Annotated in this window: 2 protein-coding genes; both read right to left on the bottom strand. The window is 68.8% G+C overall.

Going from position 1 to position 3,554, the window contains the following annotated elements; translation table 11 throughout:
• Window positions 1-3,233, bottom strand: a 3,233-nt coding sequence (locus tag GJ693_RS14775; RefSeq protein WP_156257026.1) for an error-prone DNA polymerase, incomplete at its 3' end; no start/stop codon positions are given.
• The coding region (locus tag GJ693_RS17110; RefSeq protein ID WP_328598844.1) for a DUF6504 family protein at window positions 3,230-3,554 on the bottom strand (325 nt) is incomplete at its 5' end. The genes GJ693_RS14775 and GJ693_RS17110, both read right to left, overlap by 4 nt.

Raw genomic sequence — 3,554 nt, 5'->3', positions numbered from 1 at the left:
CGGGCGGGCGGTGGTGGCTTGCGGCCGGGCGGGCCGTGGACGAGGTCTTCGCTGGCGCGGGCCAGCGGCGTGGTGGCGTCGTGCGCGTCGGACAGGCGATCGAGCACGGCGCTCATGTCGGCGATGCGCGTCGCCATCAGGTGCATCACGCCTTCCGGGCTCCGTTGCACCTCGCCTTCCACCTGCATCAGCCGGCTGGCCATGATGGCGCGGCGGAACGTCTCGAACAGGCGGGCCCACACCACCACGTTCACCACGCCGGTTTCATCCTCCAGCGTGATGAAGATGGCGTTGCCGTTGCCCGGCCGCTGCCGCACCAGCACCACGCCGGCCACGGTCGCCCGCCGGCCGTTCTTCGCCGCGTTGAACTGCGCGGCGGTCAGCACGCCGGGGAAGAAGCGGCGCAGCAGCGCCAGCGGGTGGGCGCGCAAGCTGAGGCGCAGCACCTGGTAATCGGCGGCGACCTCCTCGCCCGGCGCCATCAACGGCAGATCGTGGCCGGCCTCCGTGCCCAGTTCGCTGGCCTCAACCGCGGCGAACAGCGGCAGGCTGTCGGTCGGCGTGCGCAGCGCCTGCCAGCCGGCATCGCGGCGGCCCAAGTTGAGGCTGGCGCAGGCATCGGCATCGGCGAGCAGCTTCAGCGCACGCGGCGGCAGGCCGGCACGGGCGAGATGTTCCAGGCTGCGGATCGGGCGGGCGGCAGCGATGCGCTCCGCCCAGTCTTCGCGGAAGCCCGTGATCTGGCGCAGGCCAAGGCGCAGGGCGAGGGTGGCATCAGCTCGGTCTGGTGCCCCCGGCGGGCAGGGCTCGAGCGTGCAATCCCACCCGCTGTGGTTCACATCCACCGGCCGCACCTCTACGCCATGTTCGCGCGCATCGCGGACGATCTGGGCCGGCGCATAGAAGCCCATCGGCTGCGCGTTCAGCAGCGCGGCGGCGAACACCGCCGGGTATCGAGACTTGAGATAGGCCGAAACCCACACCAGCCGGGCAAAGGCAATGGCGTGGCTTTCCGGGAAGCCATAGCTGCCAAAGCCCTTGATCTGGTTGAAGCAGCGCCGGGCGAACTCCTCCTCGTACCCCCGCGCCACCATGCCATCGACGAGCTTGGACTCGAAATATTCCATCCCGCCGTTGTGGCGGAAGGTGGCCATCGATCGGCGCAGCTTGTTGGCTTCGGCCGGCGTGAAATTGGCGGCGGTGATCGCCAGTTTCATCGCCTGTTCCTGGAACAGCGGCACCCCCAACGTCTTGCCGAGCACGTTTTTCAGCTCGTCGGGATCGTGCGGCGGCTTGGGGCTGGGGAAGCTCACTGCCTCGCGCCCCTGCCGGCGCCGGAGATAGGGGTGGACCATATCGCCCTGGATCGGCCCCGGCCGCACGATGGCGACCTGGATGACGAGATCGTAGAATTCGGCCGGGCGAAGGCGCGGCAGCATGTTCATCTGCGCCCGACTTTCGACCTGGAAGACGCCAACACTGTCGCCCCGCTGCAGCATGGCGTACACATCGGGTGCCCGCCACGGCACCGTGTCGAGGCCATAGCTGTGGCCCAGCTGCGTCTCGATGAATTCAAACGCGCGGCGGATGCAGCTGAGCATCCCCAGCGCCAGCACATCCACCTTCATCAGGCCCAGCGCGTCGATATCGTCCTTGTCCCACTCGATGAAAGTCCGGTCCGGCATGGCAGCGTTGTGGATCGGCACCAGTTCATCGAGCCGCGTCTGGGTGAGCACGAAGCCGCCGACATGCTGGGACAGGTGGCGCGGCATCCCCATGATCTGGGTGACGAGATTGCCCAGCCGCGCGATTTCCGGGCTGTCAGGATCAAGCCCGCTTTCGGCGAAGCGTTCGCGCTCCATCTGGCTCGCGTAACTGCCCCACACGGTGCTCGACAGCCGCGTCGTCAGGTCCTCGCTGAGCCCCAACACCTTGCCGACCTCGCGCACGGCGCTCCTGGGGCGGTAATGGATCACGGTCGCCGCGATGCCGGCGCGTTCGCGGCCATAGCGTTCGTAGATCCACTGCATCACCTCCTCGCGCCGCTCATGCTCGAAATCGACATCGATGTCGGGCGGCTCCTTGCGTTCTTCGGAAATGAAGCGGGAAAACAGCAGATTATGCTCGGCCGGATCGACGGCAGTGATGCCGAGCACGAAGCACACCGCGCTGTTGGCGGCGCTGCCGCGGCCCTGGCAGAGGATGCCGCGGGATTGGGCAAAGGCGACGATGTCGTGGACGGTGAGGAAATAGGGGGCGTAACCGGCCTTGGCGATGATGCGGAATTCCTCGGCCAAAAGCGCCATCAGTTTCGGCGGCACGCCGTCGGGCCACTTCTCCCGAGCCTTGGTGAGGGTCAGCGTTTCCAGCCAGCCTTGCGGGCTGTAGCCGGGCGGCACCGGCTCGTCGGGATAGTCATAGCGCAGCTGGTCGAGGCTGAAATCGACGCGGGCGAGCAGGCGGGCGGGTTCCTGCAAGGCGGCGGGGAAATCGCGGAACAGCCGGGCCATCTCGGCGGCGGATTTCAGGTGGCGTTCGGCGTTGGCGGCAAGGCGGGTGCCGGCGCTCTCCAGCGTTTCGCCCATGCCGATGCAGCGGATGACATCGTGCAGCGGGCGCTGCGCCGGGGTGGCGTAGAGCGGCGCATTCAGCGCCAGCAGCGGCACATGGGCGGCATCTGCGACCGCCGCGAGTGCCGCCAGCCGGCGCCGGTCTGCCCCGCCGTGGTGCAGAGCAGCGCCCTGCCACAAGCGGCCGGGGCAGGAATGCGCCAGTTCGGGGAGGCGGCTGTGCTGGCCGGCAACGGGGGGGAGTGCGATCAGCAACAGGCCATTTGAATGGTCGATCAAGTCGGAGAGATGGAGGATGCAATCCCCCTTCTCCGCCCGCCGGTTGCCGGTGGTGAGCAGCCGTGTGAGCTGCCCCCAGCCATTGCGGTGGGCGGGATAGGCGATCACGTCCGGCGTGCCATCGGCGAACACCAGCCGCGCGCCGACGGCGAGCTTGAACGGTGGCAGTTCGGTGCCGGCCTCCTTCGCGGCCTCGGCCAGGTCGCGCACCGCCACATGGGCGCGCACCACGCCGGCGACCGTGTTGCGATCGGCAATGCCGATGCCGCAATGCCCGAGCGCCAACGCGGTTTCCACCATCGCCGCCGGGCTCGACGCACCTTCCAGGAAAGAGAAATGGGTGGCGGCGGCCAGTTCAGCGAAACCGCTTGGCGGCGCCATCATGCGAACAATCCGTGCAGATACCAGCGCGGGGGGCCGGGTTCGCGCTCGTAAAGCCCGTGGCGGAACAGCCAGTAACGCCGGCCATCGGCGGCTTCGACCCGCCAGTAATCGCGGGTCAGCCCGGCGCCGTCCTTGCGGCGCCACCATTCCGCCGCGATGCGTTCCGGGCCTTCGTGGGCCGTCACATCATGCACGCGGGCCCGCCAACGGAAACGGCGCGGCGGGCCGTCGGGCACTTCGGCCAGCACCTCGATCGGCTGCGGCGGATCGAACAGGCGGATGGGCCGCGCGGGCGGCTCGCCGGGTGGCGGGCTGGGCCAG

Origin of the sequence: Sandarakinorhabdus oryzae (assembly GCF_009733735.1) — a bacterium.
In the GTDB taxonomy this organism is placed as follows: Bacteria; Pseudomonadota; Alphaproteobacteria; order Sphingomonadales; family Sphingomonadaceae; genus Sandarakinorhabdus; species Sandarakinorhabdus oryzae.
This window is presented reverse-complemented; position numbering and strand designations above follow the sequence as displayed.